Source organism: Acetobacterium wieringae (assembly GCF_001766835.1).
GTDB lineage: Bacteria > Bacillota > Clostridia > Eubacteriales > Eubacteriaceae > Acetobacterium > Acetobacterium wieringae.
In genome coordinates, this window is record NZ_LKEU01000009.1 from 64,429 (window position 1) to 83,466 (window position 19,038).

Sequence of the window (19,038 nt, forward strand, 5' to 3'; positions counted from 1 at the left end):
TTTATAATTAAATCGATATGATGAATCGAGAGAGGCTAAAATGGACAAAATAGAATTAATACAGCTAGCTGAAGACTTTATAGCAAATTCAGCTGATAATCGGATAAAAATGGACAGTAAAGCACCCATTGAATTAGTCGGTGAAAAAATATATGATCCGCCAATTTTTGGTTTTTGTGAAGCGAGTGATGAGGTGTTTGCAGTTCTCAAAAACCCCGAGGTGATTGGCTGCCATTTCCGGAATCCCCGGGAGTGGTTGCCGACAGCACAAACTGTGATCTCATTTTTTCTGCCCTATAGTGAAGCTGTCAAAGCCAGCAATCGGGAACAAAAAATCTGGCCCTCCTGGGGATGGTTAGTTGGTCGGGTTGAAGGCCACCGCTTGTTACGTACCCTGTTATCAAAAATGGAGTTACACTTAAGAAAGGCTGGTTATGCTTCAGTCATTCCGACTATGGATAAAAAGTTTTTCAGCATTACCGAACCCATTGAAGAACTTTGTGGTGAGCCGCTGGCCTTCACAAGTAACTGGTCAGAACGCCACATCGCTTACCTTGCCGGACTGGGAACTTTTGGTCTTTCAAAAGGATTGATCACGAAAAAGGGTATTGCTGGCAGATTTGGCAGCCTGGTGACTGAACTGCAGTTGGAACCCAATGGGCGACCATATGAAATTTATAACGCCTATTGTACGCAGTGCGGAGCGTGTGTTAAGCAATGCCCGGTGAAAGCCATTTCAATTGAAAAAGGAAAAGATCATCGACTATGCAGCATTTTTTTGGATAAAACTGCAGAAAAATACAAACCCCGATATGGTTGTGGTAAGTGCCAAGTCAATGTACCCTGCGAAAATGGCATACCGGGTCAAAAAAGTAATTAGTGTAGTCAAACTAAAGTTTGTCTGTGTTTAGACGATACAGCGACGATGAATAAGAATGAAAAAAGCCAAAAAAAAAACGCAGTTGGCTGTCATTTCAGAAATCCAGCCAATTTAGCTTAAAAGATGGAGTTAAATCATGCTTGCTAAAAAGTATCAGAAGCTTGAAGAATTAGAAAAAGTGATTGAGTTTACCTATCCCGGAATTACCTTGCTGATTCGTGACTGCAATCTCGGTGAATTGGGAAAAAAATACCAGGTCGGGATGGTGCTAAAGGAACTGGGCTTTACCGATGCCAGTTTGCGCCGGGGTGGTATGGTAACGACCCATCGTCTGGCAATCCTTTCCAATCATTATGCAAACATGCAGTCTTATGAACATGACACGCATTGGGGGCTTTGTGTGATGGAGGCAGGTTCTCATTTCAAAGTGTTGGATACCTTTACTCAGGGTGATAAAACCCAGATTATCCTACTTCATCTGCCCGAAAAAGGCTGGGAGGTGTTCGACACTGTGGCAACAAACATTGATCAGCAGGTTGTGGAAATTGTCCGGGAAGGATTTACACATTGTCTCGAACTTCCGCCGATTCCTGAACTGACTACCCAGAGCTGGCTCAAACGTTGCCACTATCCTATTGGCATGTCAGAGAAAGGCGATTATTTTCCCCTCAGTACCGACTGAATCATTTTTATATTGAATCCGAATCACAAGAATAATGGTGACATCATTTCTTGTGATTTTTTTATACCATTTATCACAAAACTACCTGATGATTGAAACAGCTCGTTTGGGGTAAATAAGATAACATAACACTGCGATTTGGAATAGGACAAAATATGAAATCGTGAATTTAAGGTAGATGAGGTGAGTAAATTGGATGATCATCGAATGGGTCAGATCCAAAAAAACGATGCTTTTTTTGAAGAACTATTTCGATATAATACTGAAATAATGCTGTTGATTGATCCAGAGTCCCTCAGAATTGAAGACTGCAACATTTCTGCCTGTGAATTTTATGGAAAACCCCATGATCAGATGATTACATCTAAAATTACCCACTTTAATTGCCTTAATGAAGAGCAACTGAAAAAAGAAATTATACGGGCCAAAAATAAAGAGCAGAAGCAGTTTTATTTTAAACATCGTCGTGCTAATGGTGAAATCAGTGATGTTGAAGTGCGAACAATTCCGTTAACGCTGCAAGGCAGAAATTATTTACTTTCGATTGTGACGGATATATCCGGATTGCAACTCGACAGTGATTTATTACGACAGGAAAATACCCTCTTAGAAAAGCGGGTTGCGGAACGAACCTATGATCTGAATGAACTGAATAATCAGCTAATCGTTGCAAAAGCTGAATTAGAACGGGAAATGGTCTTCATTAACGCATTGTTTGAGAGCGTTCCTGGTTATCTGTACGTTTATGATGAAACCGGAAAGCTGATTAAATGGAATAAAAAACATGAAGAAATGACTGGCTATTCAGCTGAAGAGCTGGCTCACATGACCCTGGATCAGTGGTTTGAAGGTGAGGATTTAATTAGAGTCATGGCAGCGGTTGAAGCGGTATATAAAACAGGTTATGGCGAGGTCGACGCTAACCTGATTACTAAGGGTGGCGGAAAACTCCTCATTCGATCCAATGGGGTGCTGATGAACCTCGATGGAAAACGGTATTTCACCGGAGTGGGAATCGATATTACCGAAAGCAAGCGGCTGGAAACGGCCTTGGAACAAGAAAGCAAACTGCTTGAGACAACGCTGATTTCTGTTGGTGATGGGGTTATCTCCTGTGATCGGAATGGCCAGATTCTTTTTATCAACCGGGTGGCAGAAGAATTAACCGGATGGACAAAAAATGAGGCCTTGGGTAAACCAATTGAAGACGTATTTGACATTGTTAATGACACCAGCCATGAAAAAGCAGGGAACATTGTTGCAGATGTTATCAATACAAAAAGTATTCGGGAGTTGGATAATCAAACCCTGTTAATTGCCAGCGATGGCAGTGAACGACCCATTGAAGACAGCGCTGCTCCGATTATTGATGAAGGCGGCGAGGTGCTAGGTGTTGTGGTGGTATTCCGGGATTATACCGAGAAAAAACAGAAGCTGGAACAGATTCAATTTTTAAGCTATCACGATCAGCTCACCGGACTCTATAACCGGCGTTTTTACGAAGAAGAACTTCGCCGTATGGACACCCAGCGAAATCTCCCTCTCTCTTTAATCATGGGAGATGTCAACGGATTAAAACTGGTAAATGACAGTTTTGGACACGTCATGGGGGACGAATTATTAAAAAAAGCTGCTTCTGTCATTTCCAAATCGTGTCGTGCTGATGATGTTGTAGCAAGATTAGGTGGCGATGAGTTTGTCGTGTTATTACCGAAAACCGATCAAGCTGTCGCTGAAGAAATAATTGCACGTATTGAAAAATTGGCCAGTAAGGAGAAAGTTGGCACCATGGAGCTATCCATTTCGTTTGGGTTTGAAACAAAATATGACAAAGATGAAGATATCCAACAGGTATTTAAAAAGGCCGAAGACTATATGTATCGTCGAAAACTTACTGAAAGTCTGGGGATGCGGAATAAAACCGTTGGAATGGTCATTGAAACCTTGTTTGATAAATACCAAAAGGAGATGTTACACTCCGAGCGGGTCAGTAAACTGTCGGCTGAATTAGGAAGTAAGATTGGACTGAACACAAAGGACTCCCATGATCTAAAGACTGCCGGATTAATGCATGATATTGGAAAGATTGGCATCGCCGATGGCATTCTTGACAAATCGGAAAAATTAAATGATGAGGATTGGGCAGAAATCAGGCGTCATCCTGAAATAGGCTATCGTATTTTAAGTTCTGCCAATGAGTTTGCTGAAATTGCCGATCACATCCTTGAGAGCCACGAACGCTGGGATGGTTGTGGGTACCCTAAAGGACTAAAAGGCGAAGAAATTTCACTGGAAGCCCGAATCATTGCGATTGCTGATGCCTATGATGCAATGACCAAGATGCGGTTTCATATGGATACGCTCACGGTTGAAGAAGCAATTGCAGAGATTAACCGTTGTTCCGGAACTCAGTTTGATCCGGAAATTGCCAGAGTATTTATTGACATAATTAAAAATGAGGATTAAGTATCGGTGACAACTTTGGTGACAACTTTGGTGACAACTGAACCGGAACGCTTAGTTAAGCGTTCCGGTTTAATCGTGTTTTTTGAGGTTGTGCAAATTGTGAAACATTACGCCAAAGGTTTCATGTTTTACCTGGGTGGGGTCAAATTTTACCAATTTAAAGGTGATTTGTACACAAAAACCAATGGCAAAGGCCGAAATGACCGTTCCCAAACCAACCATTCCACCCAGTAGCCAGCCAATAAAAACAACACTGACTTCCAAAATGCCGCGGCAAAGGCCCACTGGCAGTCCTGTTTTACGGGTTACCGCCACCATCAGGCTGTCCCGGGGACCAGCGCCGAAGGCTGATGAAATATAAAAGTATGTACCCAGTGAAATTATAAAAAGACCAATAATGAGTACCAGGGTACCGATCCAGAAGTTGTCAAAAAGTGGGATGAAATCTAAATAAAGGATCAGATCCATGAAGAGTCCGATCATGAACATATTAAAAATAGTGCCAAGTCCAATTTTTTCCCCCAGCATGAATACAATGGCAACAATGAGGGCGCCCACGGCGGTATTCACCAACCCGATACTGACCCCAAGGGTTTGACTGATCCCACTGTGCAGAACTTCCCAGGGAGCATAACCGACATTTGCCCGCATGGTCACAATAATTCCCAATCCATATAGAAAGAGCCCAAAATTTAGTTTGATAAATCTTACAATGTAGCCAGTCATGATGCCCTCCTGATAGAATAATGTTCCCAGTATAACACAAAACAATTCGTGGTCAAACAATAAAATCTGCTAATCTGAAAGATTTCAAGCAGTTGACTGCTTGTTTACTTTAAAAATAATGTGGTATACTAACAACAAATAGAATAGCTGGAGCATAATGCTTGGGAGGTAAGAAATGAAAGTAATTGGTATTAATGGCAGTCCTCACGGTGAAGGAAATACATTTACGGCGCTTAGTATTGCGGGTGATATTTTTGCTCAAGAAAGCATCGATTTTGAAATTTTCAACGTTGGGATGAAGGCGGTTCAAGGCTGTACGGGATGCAATGCCTGTGGAAAAAATAAAAACGAGCAGTGTATCTTTACCAAAGATGTTGTCAACGAAGGAATTCAAAAAATGAAGGCCGCTGATGGGATTGTTTTTGCCAGCCCTGTCCACTTTTCCGGCATCAGCGGAAATATGAAGTCATTTTTGGATCGAGCTTTTTATGTTGCTGGCGCCAATGGTGGATTGTTTCGTCACAAGGTGGCTGGCGCCCTGGTTGCCGTCAGACGTTCTGGTGGGGTGGCAAGCATTGATCAATTAAATCACTATATCACCTACTCCGAAATGGTTATGGCTACTGGTAACTACTGGAATGTTATTCATGGTCGGACTGCGGGAGAAGCCTCCCAGGATACTGAAGGTGCTCAGACCATTGAGGTCACAGCTGCCAATATGGTTTGGTTGATGCGCCTGATCGAAAATGGCAAGGGGGTTGTGGCCGAGCCGAACCCTTATAAAAAAGTGTATATGCATTTTGTCAGATAAGTCAGATTCACTAAAAAACACGTTTAGACAATCGTTTAAACGTGTTTTTTCATGGGCTATTTAAAGGTCAAGTTAACTGGTCCGACCCCGCCATCGATATCAATGTGATGCGGTGCAGATTTTGATCCAGTACCAGTTTCTGAAAGATTTTGACCATTAATGGTAATGGGGCCAATACCCTGGTCAGCGGTAATAAAATAGTCGTTCACACTGGCGTTGATATCTAAACTGGTCTGGCCAACGCCACAGTCGATTTCCAGATCGCCAGTAACCAGTCCTTGAATATCTATGAGTCCGACACCACCTTTGATCGCAAAGTCATTGAGTTGAACATCGGTAAAATGAACAGCACCGGCACCGCCGTTAAGTTTACCGGAATCGGCTTGAAGCTGGTCTGCGACAATTTCTCCAGCGCCTTGTTTGAGGATCAGTTCATCGGTGATAATTTCTAATAATTCGCCACGTCCAGCCCCGATTTCAAGTTCCATTTTTTTCAAATGCGTGTCACGAGGGATTGTCACCACAAGATTGGGAGCTTTATCTTTGCCGATCAGATTCGGCAAGATATTGGTATTTTCCTGATCTTCAATGACAAGTTTGCTATTGTTCAGAGTGGCAGTTAAGCTTGCCGGAATGTTTGTACCTTCAACTTGAAAAGTGTCGCCGCTTTGCAGGGTAATACTACCGGCGTCAAATTTGATCAGAACGGACTCCAGTTTACCACTGAAATCCTGCTTGAAGCTATGACTATTTTGTTCAGTGATGGGGGGCGATTATCGATAAATCCAAAACCCCGCAAAAGAGCCACGCCGCCATTGACAATACTGGAGATGATTCCTAATGCCAGAACCAGACCAAAGGCAATGGCCAGGTATTTAATCCATGTGTGATTGGTATTCATTTGACTTCTGTCCCCCCGAAGATATTGGTGGAGTTGATATAGATAGTCGGAGGATTATCGCCTAATGGTTGATTGGCTTTGTTCGAAGCGCCGCCAAAAATCGGTGTTGTCGACATTTCTACCCGGACATTATTGGGAACCAACAGATCAACGCCGCCAAAGACGGCAGTGGCAGAAATATAAATGTCCTGGTTGATAATCGCTTGTCTTAGGTCAAGGGAGACACTCCCGAAAACCGCAGTTAAATTAGCACCATTAAATTCTTCGCCAGGAAAGTTAATCTCCTGACCGCCGAAAACAGCAGAATATTCGGGGAGACCATCCTTAGTCATGCCTTGAATCAGCTTGGCATTTTTGCTGAGGCGATCTTTAAACATAATGCTCAGACCAACGGCAATGATAATAATTGGAAAAATCAGATCGACCAGTAGCGACCCATCAAAATAACCCCGGGCTGATATAAAAAGTAATACCCCAATACCCAGTCCAATGGTATTCCAAAGCTGAATCCCATTTTGAACCATGCTAATGGCACAGGGAACAATTATAAACAGGGTCCACCAGCCAGTAAAAAATAATTCAAAATTCCAAAGGCCAAACACATTTCCGGCAAAACCAAGGCCAATAACGACCAACAGAAGTCCCCATAACAAGTTTCCGACTCGATTTCTCATTTTTTTCTCCTTACTTCACAGTTTTCTATATTATAACATGACTCTGAACGAAATAAAATTCATCGGCACCGATTATAATTTAAAAATAAACTAAAACGATGTTATTTATAATTGACTAAATGAAAAGGGGTAGGTAAAATGGTAGAAAGACAAATGCGATAACATCAGAATCTTAAATAAGCTGGTTCATTTGGTGAGATTCACTGATTGTGTGCATTACTAAAAAAGCAAGATCGATTGCTAAGTGGAGGGAGACAACATGGGTTTAGAGAGTGTTTTATATAAATGTGACAAGGGTGTGGATCTCAAACAATTGCGGCTAAAGCCTTGGGCAGTGGCTTCAGAAGTGATGGGGCGGTTTAAAAAAACTAATCAGATTCATCGCTGGTTTTTAGAGAACATTCAAAATGGCGTCGATGACGGCCGATTCTATGTGGTGGAGGAATATCAGTTTAAAAAGCTCTACAAATTGTGTACCACGGTGGAAAGCAATCATGATCGTGCTGAAGAATTATTACCGACGTTAAAGGGATTTGACATTGGGAGCGCCAAGTATGATGCTGTGTATTTTGAGAATCTGAGTAAAGTACTCATTATTCTGGGACACATTAACAATACGTTTGACTTTGAAAAAAACGAGTTGGTATACAGCAGTTCCCATTAAAAAACGAAAGAAAGATGTTATCTGATTATAAAAAACCAGCTGAATTTGTTTCAGCTCTTTTTTTTAAAAGAAGTTTAGGCCGTTTTTTGCTTTTGACTTAAATTTAAATTAAGTTAATGTTTGGCTGAAAACTGACGATAATAGAGTAGTGGAATCACTTAGAATGTTTGTGAAAGTCAAATAATAATTGTGATTTCGTAAATTATCCGATATAATATTATTCGTGACCAAATGAGAATCTAAATCATGAAAGATAATCCTTGTCGTGTTTCTTACATGATGTGTCCTTTCCGGTTTGATCACAGACTGGAACTGTGATGGGCAGTTAGATTAATTTTAAATGAGTATAAAATTTAAGGAGAAAGCGTATGAAAAATCAAAAGAGTTTATTGTCAAAGATCCTGATGACAGTTGTCGTACCGGTAGCATTAGTATTTGGTGCTGTCGCAGGTATTGCTATGGTCATTACAAGTCAGAGCTTTGAGCAGTTCTCAGAGATTCAAAACAGCTTATTGCTGGTTTATGTAATCGGTTTAGCAGTGGTTATCGGCATCGTTGTTTTAGGGATGAAGGATTCGTCAAACAGAATAACCAATCTGGCTGAAGCCGCACAAAAAATAGCGGATGGAGATATTGATGTCAAATTGCGGTCGGGTGACGCTCAGGATCAGTTGAGTGCCATTTCAGAAGCCTTGTCCTTGGTTGTAGAGAATAATAAAATTTATGCAAAAATGGCTCAGAAAATGGCGACTGGAGATTTAACAGAGGATATTTCTTTAGTATCGGGTAATGACCTGTTGGGAAATGATTTGTTAGCGGCACAAAAGTCGATGACGAAACTGCTTGACTATCTTGTCTCAATGCCGGAATTAGTTGAAAAAAACGAGTATTTTGATCGTCGTATCGAAGATAATCTGGCTGGTGATTATAAAAAAGCCATCACTCACGTGAATCAGGCCATGGCAATAGTTTCCACCAATATGGAATATTATTTAACCATTCTGGATGCCTTACCTTATCGGATTACAACAATTGACCAGAATATGAATATGGTTTTTGTTAATAAAATTCTCGAAGATCTTATGAAACTGACCGGGACAGCCAGTTCTCGGGAAGAGATTCGTGGGGTTCCGTGCAACTCCTGTAATCTGGAAATGTGCCACACCGAAGACTGTGGGGTTAAAGCGTTAAACGCTGGTGGTGAGCGACTCAATGAGCTGGGTTATTCTGAGCATCGTTTTGAATTCCGTGATCGACATTATCGTATGGATACCATGAATCTGATCAATCGAAAAGGCGAGAAGATTGGTTATGTGGATGTCTCCCATGATATCACTCCGGTTATGAGTGTGAATAATTATCGTAGCGATGCGGTCATGCGACTGGCTGAAAATCTTCATCGTTTATCTGAAGGTAATCTGGATTTGGATTTACAGGTCGATGAACCAGGACAGTACACCAGCGAAGTTTATGAGCAGTTTAAGGCAATTGGGGATAGCCTGGCAGAGGTGAAAGGCACCATTGGCAATCTGATTGATGATGCCAGCAAACTGACCCATGCTGCAATTGAAGGACAGCTGGGTACCCGGGCGGATGAGACAAAGTTTGATGGCTCATGGCAGGAATTGATCAGCGGGATGAATGGTATCCTTGGTGAAATATCAAAGCCGCTTCAAGAGGTTTCGGTAGTGATGGATCAGATTTCAAGCGGCAACCTGAAAGCAACGGTAAAAGGCTCTTACCAAGGAAGTTTTGAGGAGCTTAAGGAGTCAGTCAATTCAATGGGGGCGGGATTCAAGGAAATTGTTGGGGAAATATCGACGGTTACCGAGGCGATTGGCAAAGGCAATCTTAACCTGGACAATGTCAGTGATTTCGGCGGTGATTTTAGTATAATTTCGGATGCCCTCAATACCATTATTGGAACCTTGAACTCGTTGTTGGGTGACATTAATCATGCCGCAGAGCAGGTTAATGCCGGGGCCAACCAGGTATCCGACAGCAGTCAGGCGCTGGCCCAGGGATCCACCGAGCAGGCCAGCTCGATTCAGGAACTGACGGCCTCGATTACGGAGATTGCCGATCAAACCAAGAATAACGCCGTCAATGCCAATAAAGCCAGAGAACTGGCCACCGATGTGATGGGAAATGCCGACAAAGGTAACCATCAAATGACGGAAATGCAGCAGTCGATGGTGGAGATCAACAAGTCGTCTGAAGATATCTCCAAGATTATCAAGGTCATTGATGATATTGCCTTCCAGACCAATATTCTGGCCCTGAATGCGGCAGTGGAAGCGGCTCGGGCCGGACAGCACGGAAAAGGTTTTGCGGTGGTGGCCGAAGAAGTTCGGACGCTGGCTGCCCGCAGTGCCGATGCCGCCAAAGAAACAACTGGCTTAATTGAAGGCTCCATCAGCAAGGTGGCTGAAGGTACCAAAATTGCTGATGAAACCGCCAGCGCTCTGGATGAAATCGTGGCTGGAATTGCCCAGGTCAATGATTTGATCGGTAACATCGCCGAAGCATCCAACGAACAGGCCACTGGCATTGCTCAGATTAACATGGGCGTTGAACAGGTTGCCCAGGTTGTCCAGCAGAACTCGGCCACGGCAGAAGAAAGTGCAGCAGCCAGCGAAGAGCTTTCTGGCCAGTCGATTCTGTTAAAACAGATGATTGACCAGTTTCAGTTGCGATAAATGACCAAATAATAACTATTTAATTGGAAATGACGTTAGGAAATGCTGCTAACGTCATTTTTAATTGTGTTTAATACAAAGCTGATAGAACATTTTAAAGAAACAAAAATTGAAGTTGAGTTTACGAGAAATTTCATATATAATGAAACCAATTTTTAAATGATGCTGGCTGAATACCTGGGCTGTGAAGAGTAACAGCAACGATTGCAAGATTGTTTTATGGGTATAATCTTTCCAGGAAACGTGGTGAAGACGAATTACTTATTTGAAAATTGTTAATCATAGGAGGATAGGATGGGACAAAAAAAGAGTTTGCTGTCAAAAATTATTCAGACGGTAGTTCTACCGGCGATCCTGATTTTTGGTATAACGGCGGGCATAGCGATGACCGTTGCCAGTCAGAGTTTGCCACGGTTTGCAGATGTTCAAAATAGTCTGGTAGTAATTTTCGCAATTGGTATCGCCGTCATGGTTGGCGTGAGTGTCCTTAGCGTAAAGGGGCTTTCAGACCGGTTAACCAGTTTGACTGAAACAGCCAATCAGCTGGCTAGTGGTGATATGGCAGCAGCGATCAAAGCAGAAAACGCCCAGGATCAGTTGGGAGAAGTGGCGGAAGCACTTTTTGAGATTGCTGACAAAATGAAGTTGCATTCAGAAATGACAGAAAAATTGGCTCAGGGCGAATTGTCGGAACCGGTTATTCTGTCATCGGATCAAGATATCATTGGGAACAACCTGTTGACAATCCAGTCGACCATGAAGATGCTAAATGACTATCTGATGCAGCTCCCCGAACTGGTGGAAAATGAGACCGACCAGGAAGACTATCAGACGCCTGAAATGATGGGCGATTATAATAAAGGGATCAAACATGTCAATCGGGCTATACAAACCCTGGCTGACAAACGTGATTTCTTTCAGGCGATTCTGGATGCCATGCCATACCGGATTACCGTTGTCGATACGGACTTGAAATGGACATTTATTAATAAAACGCTTCAGGATCTGAGAATTGCGACCGGGAGAGAGGGGAGTCGGGAATCACTTTATGGTGATGACTGTTGTAAATCGAATCTGGATATGTGTAAAAACGAGGATTGCGGTGTAAAAGCATACCGCAAAACTGGGAGGATTGAGTTTCCCTTTGAATATCGCGGCGGGCATTATCGAATGGATACAACACCAATTATCGACAAAAAGGGTCAGACCATTGGTTATGTAGAAACGTCATTTAACACGACGGGAACCATGAGTGCGAATAAATATGCTGAAGTCGAAATCAACCGCCTGGCTGAAAATTTACAACGCTTATCAGCAGGGAATCTTGATTTTGATATGAATATTCAGGAACCCGATGAGTATACCAGTGAGATTTATGAGCAGTTCAGTGCGATTGAAACTAATCTGCGTGAGGTTAAAAAATCCATTGATAACCTGATTGGTGATGCCATCATTCTAACCACCGCGGCCATGCAGGGCGATCTTGACGTTCGGGCTGATGAAACCAAGTTCAGTGGTTCATGGAACGAACTGATTGGCGGAATGAATGGCATACTTGCGGTAATGGCCAGACCGATGGAAGAGGTCGCAACGGTAATGGATGCGATTGCCAAAGGCAATCTGGATGTGACTGTTGATGGCTATTACCAGGGGAGTTTTGATGTACTAAAACAAGCGGTCAACGAAATGGGCAGTAATTTTAAAACGATCGTCACCGAAATAGCCACGGTTACTGGAGAAATCAGCAATGGTAATCTGAACCTGGATCATGTCAGTGCCTTTGGCGGCGATTTCAATGCGATTTCGGATGCCCTCAATACCATTATTGGAACCTTGAACTCGTTGTTGGGTGACATTAATCATGCCGCAGAGCAGGTTAATGCCGGGGCCAACCAGGTATCCGACAGCAGTCAGGCGCTGGCCCAGGGATCCACCGAGCAGGCCAGCTCGATTCAGGAACTGACGGCCTCGATTACGGAGATTGCCGATCAAACCAAGAATAACGCCGTCAATGCCAATAAAGCCAGAGAACTGGCCACCGATGTGATGGGAAATGCCGACAAAGGTAACCATCAAATGACGGAAATGCAGCAGTCGATGGTGGAGATCAACAAGTCGTCTGAAGATATCTCCAAGATTATTAAGGTCATTGATGATATTGCCTTCCAGACCAATATTCTGGCCCTGAATGCGGCAGTGGAAGCGGCTCGGGCCGGACAGCACGGAAAAGGTTTTGCGGTGGTGGCCGAAGAAGTTCGGACACTGGCTGCCCGCAGTGCCGATGCCGCCAAAGAAACAACCGGCTTAATTGAAGGCTCCATCAGCAAGGTGGCTGAAGGTACCAAAATTGCTGATGAAACCGCCAGTGCCCTGGATGAAATTGTGGCCGGAATTGCCCAGGTCAATGATTTGATCGGTAACATCGCCGAAGCATCCAACGAACAGGCTACTGGCATTGCTCAGATTAACATGGGCGTTGAACAGGTTGCTCAGGTTGTCCAGCAGAACTCGGCTACAGCAGAAGAAAGTGCAGCCGCCAGCGAAGAGCTTTCCGGCCAGTCGATTCTGTTAAAACAGATGATTGATCAGTTCCAGTTGCGATAGATCAATTAACGGATGATTAATTAGAATAAACCCTTAAGTAGTAACCAAATGCACCGTAGACAAAATGCGTCTATGGTGTATTTTTATTTGCAAAACTTGCGTAATTTCAAACAAGTTGGATATTAATATAAAAAAGGTTTAACTAAAAAGAGACTGTTGATTTTCTTTGCATTCAAAATTGGAAAGGTGGCAGGATATGAAAATCCATGATCAGTATCGGGTACCCATAGATAAACAAAAAAAAGTCTGCAACGAAGAAGAATTGAAATTCTGCAATTCGACCCTGGACGTATCGCCCCTGGATGCGATTGCCGGACAGGAACGGGCAGTAAAGTCCATGGAATTTGGTATTGCCATGGACGATGATGGATATCATATTTTTGTAGTTGGTCCATCTGGAACGGGAAAAAGCGAGTATACCAATGATGTCGTTAATCGGGCAGCAGCCCTACGCCCGGTTCCTGATGACTGGTGTTATATTTACAATTTCAGCAATAAGGACAAACCATTGGCGGTTTCACTGCCACCAGGGAGTGGCCGGATCTTTCAGAAGGATATGGACAAGCTGATCCTTGAACTTAAAAATGCTATTCGGAAAAATTTTGAAAGTACCGATTATGAACTCAAAAAAGATCGGATCTTTAACACCTATCAGCTTAAAATGGAAGAACTGGTGATGATCATCAACCAGAAAGCATTTGAGGATGGCTTTGGTGTCAAAACGGTGGGGATGAAATTTGTGTTTATTCCACTTTACGATGGCCGCCCGTATCAACCTGAAGAGTATAGTAATCTGAGTGATGAACAGCGCAATATAATAAATGAAAAGCGTTATCTATTGGTCAAAAAGTTGGAACGAATATTGGCAGATGGTCAACAGGCCGAAAAAAAAATGACTGCTCAAATTATTGAGCTGACCAGAGAAACGGTCTATCGTGGGGCTGAGCCACTAATTGTTACATTAAAGGAAAAATATCAGGCGTCCTCACGAATTGTTGAGTATCTTGATAATGTTTTACATGATGTGGCAGATCGATATGGTATTTTTACCAATCAGGAAACGCTTCCTGCCAATCATCAGTCGGATGAATCAAATCATCAGGAGAGCGATGGTGACAGTCCAGTTACATTCACTGGATTTACCGGTCAGGGTGAAACAGATCCATATAGCCGATATCGCATCAATTTATTTATCAATAATGAAAATTTGCAAGGGGCACCAGTTATTACGGAGCCGAATCCATATTATTACAATATCTTTGGAAAAATTGAGTATAAAAGCCAGCTATTTCTGGTTAATACCGATTTTACCATGGTGAAACCTGGAGCCGTTCATCTGGCCAACGGAGGGTATCTGGTTTTGCAGGCAAAAGATTTACTGACTGATCCCTTTGTCTGGAATGTTTTAAAAAAAATGCTCCGGAACAGAGCTGCAGTAGTTGAAAATATTGGGGAGCAATATCGAACTGTTCCGACGGTTACGTTAAAACCGGAAGCAATTCCACTCAACATTAAGGTCATTCTCATTGGTAGTCCGCTTTACTATCTGATTCTTTCCAGCGATGAGGATTTCCGGGAGCTTTTTAAGGTGAAAGTCGATTTCGATTCAGAAATGCCTCGTAGTCAGGAGAATATTCGTAAGTATGTTTCCTTTGTCAGTGGAATTTGCGAGGAAAAAGATGTTCATTGTTTTGATCAGACCGGTTTGGCAGGTATCATTGAATACGGATCACGACTGGCGGGAAGCCAGAAAAAATTGTCAACCCGATTTGGTGATGTCCGGGAGGTTATCTATGAATCCATTGCCCGGGCAAAATCAGACGGCAGCGAGACAGTGCGCATGGTCCATGTGAAAAAGGCCATCAATGATCGTAACTATCGGTTTAACAGGTTAGAAGAAAAAATTCAAGAAGAGATTGCGGATCGACGAATTATCATTGACACTACGGGAATAACAGTGGGTCAGATTAATGGATTGTTTATCATTCAGACCGGTGGTTATACATTTGGGCTACCTTCCCGGATTACAGCAATTACTCATGTGGGGCATGGTGGGGTCGTGAACATCGAACGGGAAACCGAAATGAGCGGTAATATTCACTCCAAGGGCGTATTGACTCTAGCCGGATATCTTGGCGGGAAGTTTGCTCAAGATAAGCCACTGGGATTGACAGCCCAGATTACTTTTGAACAATTATACGATGGCGTCGAGGGGGACAGTGCCTCCAGTGCCGAGCTCTATGCGATCATATCAAGTTTAGCTGGGGTTGGTATCCGACAGTGCCTTGCTGTTACCGGTTCGGTTGATCAACGCGGTGAAATCCAGCCCATTGGGGGTGTCAATGAAAAAATCGAAGGTTTTTTTGATGTTTGTCAGGCGGCTGGACTAACCGGAGACCAGGGTGTAATAATTCCTGCCAGCAATACCATTAATCTGATGTTAAAAGATGAGGTAATCGAGGCAGTTAATCAGGGACGCTTCAACATTTATGCCATCAACCATATCGAAGAGGGGTTGGAAATTCTGACGGGTATTCCAGCAGGAAAAATGGATGCAGATGGAAACTATCCGGATGGGAGTATCTATGATTGTGTCAATAAAAAACTCCAGGGATTTAACACCGCATTGGAAAGTGTTGCAAGAAAAAATGCGGGCTTGTAAATAGAGTTTTTAATCTTATAAAAAATGTGACCTGCTTGAATTGGAAATTACACGAACAGGAGTAAGAAAATGAAAATTAAATTTTTAGGAGCGGCGATGTCTGTCACTGGTTCATGTCATCTGGTGACCACCGATCACAGTAAATTTCTCCTGGACTGCGGTTTGTTTCAGGGGAGTGAAGCACTGGAAGAATTAAACTATCAGGCCTTTGATTTTGATCCGGCTGAGATTGATTTTATACTATTAAGTCATGCTCATGTGGATCATTGCGGCCGGATTCCGTTGCTGGTTAAACAGGGATTTACCGGGAAAATTTACTGTACCGGGGCAACCGCCGAAATAGCCGATATAATGCTTCAGGACAGCGGCAATATTCACGAAATGGATGCGAAATGGATAAATAAACGAACAAGCCGTTCCGGACAACGACAGGTTCAACCGCTGTACACCGAGGAAGATGCGGCCCGCTGCTCGCAGTATTTTTTTCCGGTAGCATATGGGCAATGTTTTGAGATCAATTCCCGAATCAAGATTCGACTCAATGAAGCTGGCCATATATTGGGTGCTGCCATCATCGAAATGTGGATTGAGGACAGTGGAAAAACCACCAAGCTGGTTTACTCCGGAGATATTGGAGCCGTTAACCAGCGAATGCTCAATGATCCGACCCTGATTGCAGCGGCAGATTATCTGATCATGGAAACGACTTACGGTGATCGTGCCCATGAAACGCAACAGGAAAGTGGCAAGCGGTTCCTTGAAATTATTTTTAAAACAGTTGCCCGGGGTGGCACGGTGGTAGTACCGGCCTTTGCCTTGGGGCGAACCCAGGATCTGATTCATGAACTGGAACTGTTTTATGACCATCATGAGTTTCATCAGAATCAGTTGGACAAGGTAAACGTCTATGTTGACAGCCCTTTGGCCACTGATGCCACGGCCATTTTCCGGAAAAATGCCCATTATTTCAATGATGCAATCAAAGAGCGGATCAAAAATGGCGAGGAACTTTTTTATTTCAGAAATCTCAATTTTACAAAGAGCATCGATCAGTCCAAGGCCCTCAATGAGAATGCTTCACCGAAGGTCATTATTTCTTCCAGCGGAATGGCTGATGCTGGTCGGGTTCGACATCATCTGAAACACTATCTCTGGAAACCGAAATCCAGCATTATTTTTGTCGGCTATCAGGCAGAAGGCACCACCGGACGGGCAATTATCAGTGGTGAAAAGTACGTTCGCATTCTCCGTGAACGTATTCATGTCAGTGCCGAAATATATTTTCTGGAAGGATTCTCAGCCCATGCCGATAAAAATGATCTGCTGAAGTGGCTGTCAGGATTTAAAGAGAAACCTAAAAAAATATTCCTGGTGCACGGGGAAGAAGAAGCAAAAAAAACCTTTGCCAATACAGTAAAAAGAATTTTGGGTTTTGACTGTACGGTGGTTGAGGATGTATCCGAATACAGCCTGGATGACGATGCTTTGACGGTGGACGGAATCAAAGAACGGATTGATTTAAAAAATCAGATCAATAAACTAAAGGATAATCTGGGCGACATCCATGATGAACTGGATAATTTGCTGGCTATTCCTGGGGTAGCGATGAGTGAGGCATTTCCAGATGAAAAAGTGGAAGACCTCGAGGCTCTGACTAGAGATCTTAAAAAAACTTGCGAAGAATTAAAAATCATGATTAAAAATTAACATAATTTGATTAAACCAGAAAACCCCTGCCAACTTGACGTTTGCAGGGGTTTTCGATAGAATGGGAAAAATAGTGTTTTAAAGGAGTTAGAGCCATGCCAGTTAATTCATTTGAAGATTATCCAATGTCCTGGAAACCCGTCCTGAATCATCAGGTAAAACCCTTGTACCTCTCCCTGGCCCGGCAAATGGAGCAAGACATCAAAACCGGGAAGCTCTTACCGGGAACAAAGCTGCCACCGCAGCGGGAACTGGCAGATTTTCTGGATATTAATGTCAGCACCGTCTCCAAGGCCTGCAAGGTTTGTGAGTTAAAAGGGCTCCTCAGTGCTACTGTCGGGAGTGGCACCTTTGTGTCCTTCGATGCCCTGGCTAATGCTTATCTGCTGCCAGATGATAAACCCCGGAATCTGATTGAGTTGGGCGCAGTTTTTCCGGATACAGCCACCTTTTCGCCACTCATTGGTTGTTTGAAAGATATGCTTAACGAAGCTGATGCCGATAAACTATTTAATTACAGCCGACCCAACGCAAATATCTGGTTGAAAGATACGGCAGTGAAGCTGATGGAAAAAGGAGGATTTTGTCCAGCACCGGCAAACATCTTGTTTTCCAACGGTGGTCAAAACGCCATATCAGCCATTCTGGCTGGACTATGCCGTCATGGTGACAAAATCGGAGCTGATCCCCACACCTATTCCGGGCTTAAAACGACTGCTTCAATGTTGGGGATACAGCTGATTCCCATTCGTCATCGTGATGGGGAAATGGATGGTGATGCACTGATGGATAGCTGTCGCAATGAAAACATTAAGGGGATTTATCTGATTCCGGATCATCACAATCCCACCACTCATACGATGTCCATTGACCGTCGTCGTGCGTTGGCAGAGATTGCCAGAGAGCAGAATATTTTTATCATCGAGGACGGGGCCTATCATTTACTGGCAGAAAATGCCCGGCCAGCCGTGGCATCCTTTGCTCCGGAGCAGACCATTTATATCGCCAGTATGTCAAAAACCCTGGCACCCGGTTTACGGATGGCCTATCTGTCGGTGCCCCAGGCCTATCGCAAACAAGTATCAAAGGCTTTGTATAACCTCAATATCTCCGTTTCGCCGCTAATGGCCGTGCTGGCAGCCCGGGTTATTGTCTCGGGCCAGCTGGATCAATTTATTAAAAGCCATCAGCAAAATGCCAGACAGCGCAATCAATTGGTAAATCGCACCCTCAGCGACTATCTCTGTCACGGCGACGAAACCAGCATCTTTCGGTGGCTGGAGTTGCCTGGGACGATAACCGGATCTGTTTTTGAGGCGCTGGCAATGGAGCAGGGGGTTCGGGTTTACGGTGCCGAGCGATTTACCGTCGGCAATAGTATCCCCAGTCGGGCAGTCCGGATGTCGGTCTGTGCTCCGGAAACCCTGGCTGAATTGGAACAGGGACTGATCATATTAAAAAACCTTCTGGATGATTGCTGTTAATTTGTACGCCATACATTTAATTTATTGTATGGCGTATTTTTGCGTGTTAAAATAAAGCAAAAATCGCACTAAATAGTA

The 19,038-nt window shown here is 43.4% G+C and carries 14 protein-coding genes; 10 read left to right on the forward strand and 4 right to left on the reverse strand.

Annotated features, from left to right (window positions below; translation table 11 throughout):
• The first annotated feature begins 40 nt into the window (after positions 1 to 40).
• From ACWI_RS00355 to ACWI_RS00365, 3 genes are all read left to right on the forward strand, one after another.
• A complete protein-coding gene (locus tag ACWI_RS00355; protein ID WP_070369458.1) occupies positions 41 to 880 on the forward strand; it encodes a 4Fe-4S binding protein in 840 nt (279 codons plus the stop codon).
• Positions 881 to 1,016: 136 nt separating this feature from the next.
• Complete coding sequence (locus ACWI_RS00360) at positions 1,017 to 1,562, forward strand: hypothetical protein (protein ID WP_070369459.1); 546 nt, start codon at positions 1,017 to 1,019, stop codon at positions 1,560 to 1,562.
• A gap of 183 nt (positions 1,563 to 1,745) precedes the next feature.
• Positions 1,746 to 4,028, forward strand: coding sequence for a PAS domain S-box protein (locus ACWI_RS00365; RefSeq protein WP_139142297.1), 2,283 nt, complete (start codon positions 1,746 to 1,748; stop codon positions 4,026 to 4,028).
• Between the two features lie 69 nt (positions 4,029 to 4,097).
• Here ACWI_RS00365 and ACWI_RS00370 read toward each other — a convergent pair whose 3' ends face one another.
• Positions 4,098 to 4,754, reverse strand: coding sequence for a YczE/YyaS/YitT family protein (locus tag ACWI_RS00370; RefSeq protein WP_070369460.1), 657 nt, complete (start codon positions 4,752 to 4,754; stop codon positions 4,098 to 4,100).
• Between the two features lie 175 nt (positions 4,755 to 4,929).
• On the opposite strand from ACWI_RS00370, the gene ACWI_RS00375 reads away from it, so the two are divergent.
• Positions 4,930 to 5,565 (forward strand): flavodoxin family protein, encoded by a 636-nt coding sequence (locus ACWI_RS00375; protein WP_070369461.1) that lies wholly within the window; start codon positions 4,930 to 4,932, stop codon positions 5,563 to 5,565.
• 56 nt (positions 5,566 to 5,621) lie between these two features.
• Here ACWI_RS00375 and ACWI_RS00380 read toward each other — a convergent pair whose 3' ends face one another.
• Genes ACWI_RS00380 through ACWI_RS00390 form a run of 3 tightly spaced genes read right to left on the reverse strand, consistent with a single transcriptional unit; the run spans position 5,622 to position 7,140 of the window.
• Complete coding sequence (locus ACWI_RS00380) at positions 5,622 to 6,329, reverse strand: DUF4097 family beta strand repeat-containing protein (RefSeq protein WP_084633409.1); 708 nt, start codon at positions 6,327 to 6,329, stop codon at positions 5,622 to 5,624.
• Positions 6,266 to 6,466, reverse strand: coding sequence for a hypothetical protein (locus tag ACWI_RS00385; RefSeq protein ID WP_070369463.1), 201 nt, complete (start codon positions 6,464 to 6,466; stop codon positions 6,266 to 6,268). The genes ACWI_RS00380 and ACWI_RS00385 overlap by 64 nt, the downstream gene beginning before the upstream one ends.
• Complete coding sequence (locus ACWI_RS00390) at positions 6,463 to 7,140, reverse strand: LiaF transmembrane domain-containing protein (protein ID WP_070369464.1); 678 nt, start codon at positions 7,138 to 7,140, stop codon at positions 6,463 to 6,465. Before ACWI_RS00390 ends, ACWI_RS00385 begins: the two co-directional genes overlap by 4 nt.
• Positions 7,141 to 7,399: 259 nt before the next feature.
• Here ACWI_RS00390 and ACWI_RS00395 point away from each other — a divergent pair, with 259 nt between their 5' ends.
• The 6 genes from ACWI_RS00395 (at position 7,400) to ACWI_RS00420 (ending at position 18,960) form a co-directional block, all read left to right on the forward strand.
• The gene (locus ACWI_RS00395; RefSeq protein WP_070369465.1) at positions 7,400 to 7,804 is read left to right on the forward strand and encodes a hypothetical protein; all 405 of its coding nucleotides are present in this window, start codon (positions 7,400 to 7,402) and stop codon (positions 7,802 to 7,804) included.
• Positions 7,805 to 8,172: 368 nt separating this feature from the next.
• A complete protein-coding gene (locus tag ACWI_RS00400; RefSeq protein ID WP_070369466.1) occupies positions 8,173 to 10,503 on the forward strand; it encodes a methyl-accepting chemotaxis protein in 2,331 nt (776 codons plus the stop codon).
• 294 nt (positions 10,504 to 10,797) lie between these two features.
• Positions 10,798 to 13,107: a methyl-accepting chemotaxis protein gene (locus ACWI_RS00405; RefSeq protein ID WP_070369467.1), complete on the forward strand. Its 2,310-nt coding sequence runs from the start codon at positions 10,798 to 10,800 to the stop codon at positions 13,105 to 13,107.
• A gap of 196 nt (positions 13,108 to 13,303) precedes the next feature.
• Positions 13,304 to 15,769 (forward strand): ATP-binding protein, encoded by a 2,466-nt coding sequence (locus tag ACWI_RS00410; protein ID WP_070369468.1) that lies wholly within the window; start codon positions 13,304 to 13,306, stop codon positions 15,767 to 15,769.
• A 69-nt stretch (positions 15,770 to 15,838) separates the two neighbouring features.
• Complete coding sequence (locus ACWI_RS00415) at positions 15,839 to 17,476, forward strand: MBL fold metallo-hydrolase RNA specificity domain-containing protein (RefSeq protein WP_070369469.1); 1,638 nt, start codon at positions 15,839 to 15,841, stop codon at positions 17,474 to 17,476.
• A 95-nt stretch (positions 17,477 to 17,571) separates the two neighbouring features.
• Positions 17,572 to 18,960, forward strand: a complete 1,389-nt coding sequence (locus ACWI_RS00420; RefSeq protein ID WP_070369470.1) for an aminotransferase-like domain-containing protein — start codon at positions 17,572 to 17,574, stop codon at positions 18,958 to 18,960.
• Positions 18,961 to 19,038 lie beyond the last annotated feature (78 nt).

Bases quoted from the DNA above. Each gene is read 5' to 3' on its own strand.
- ACWI_RS00355 (WP_070369458.1), top strand. From the start codon at position 41: ATGGACAAAATAGAATTAATACAGCTAGCTGAAGACTTTATAGCAAAT.
- ACWI_RS00360 (WP_070369459.1), top strand. From the start codon at position 1,017: ATGCTTGCTAAAAAGTATCAGAAGCTTGAAGAATTAGAAAAAGTGATT.
- ACWI_RS00370 (WP_070369460.1), bottom strand. From the start codon at position 4,754: ATGACTGGCTACATTGTAAGATTTATCAAACTAAATTTTGGGCTCTTT.
- ACWI_RS00375 (WP_070369461.1), top strand. From the start codon at position 4,930: ATGAAAGTAATTGGTATTAATGGCAGTCCTCACGGTGAAGGAAATACA.
- ACWI_RS00385 (WP_070369463.1), bottom strand. From the start codon at position 6,466: ATGAATACCAATCACACATGGATTAAATACCTGGCCATTGCCTTTGGT.
- ACWI_RS00390 (WP_070369464.1), bottom strand. From the start codon at position 7,140: ATGAGAAATCGAGTCGGAAACTTGTTATGGGGACTTCTGTTGGTCGTT.
- ACWI_RS00395 (WP_070369465.1), top strand. From the start codon at position 7,400: ATGGGTTTAGAGAGTGTTTTATATAAATGTGACAAGGGTGTGGATCTC.
- ACWI_RS00400 (WP_070369466.1), top strand. From the start codon at position 8,173: ATGAAAAATCAAAAGAGTTTATTGTCAAAGATCCTGATGACAGTTGTC.
- ACWI_RS00405 (WP_070369467.1), top strand. From the start codon at position 10,798: ATGGGACAAAAAAAGAGTTTGCTGTCAAAAATTATTCAGACGGTAGTT.
- ACWI_RS00410 (WP_070369468.1), top strand. From the start codon at position 13,304: ATGAAAATCCATGATCAGTATCGGGTACCCATAGATAAACAAAAAAAA.
- ACWI_RS00415 (WP_070369469.1), top strand. From the start codon at position 15,839: ATGAAAATTAAATTTTTAGGAGCGGCGATGTCTGTCACTGGTTCATGT.
- ACWI_RS00420 (WP_070369470.1), top strand. From the start codon at position 17,572: ATGCCAGTTAATTCATTTGAAGATTATCCAATGTCCTGGAAACCCGTC.